Consider the following 652-nt stretch of genomic DNA (forward strand, 5'->3'; position numbering starts at 1 on the left):
AAGCCGACGCCAAAGCGTTCGTGGAAAAACTGCAGGCCAACCCGGCCAACATCGCCAGCCGCAAGGCGTCGCAGAACGCGCTGGAAGCGTTCGGCAAGGTGCTGCCGGAGTTCCTGGGCGGCTCCGCCGACCTGGCGCCGAGCAACCTGACCATGTGGTCCGGCTCGAAAGCGCTGAACGTTGACCCGGCGGGCAACTACATTCATTACGGCGTGCGCGAGTTCGGCATGACCGCCATCACCAACGGCATCGCGCTGCACGGCGGCTTCCTGCCGTACTCGGCGACCTTCCTGATGTTCGTGGAATACGCCCGCAACGCGGTGCGCATGGCGGCGCTGATGAAGCTGCGCAACGTGTTCGTCTACACCCACGACTCCATCGGTCTGGGCGAAGACGGCCCGACCCACCAGCCGGTGGAGCAGCTGGCGAGCCTGCGCGTGACCCCGAACATGAGCACCTGGCGCCCGTGTGACCAGGTGGAATCGGCGGTGGCGTGGCAGTACGGCATCGAGCGCAACGACGGCCCGACCACCCTGGTGTTCTCGCGCCAGAACCTGACCCAGCAGCCGCGCACCGCAGAGCAGCTGGCGAACGTGTACCGCGGCGGCTACGTGCTGAAAGACTGCGCGGGCACGCCGGACGTGATCCTGAT

General features: G+C 66.6%; 1 pseudogene. It reads left to right on the plus strand.

Annotated elements, in window-relative coordinates:
- Nucleotides 1–652: pseudogene (locus ACJ8PL_RS25515) on the plus strand (transketolase); the annotation flags it as partial.

The sequence above is a fragment of the Serratia sp. CY83965 genome (genome assembly GCF_052166375.1).
GTDB lineage: Bacteria > Pseudomonadota > Gammaproteobacteria > Enterobacterales > Enterobacteriaceae > Serratia > Serratia marcescens.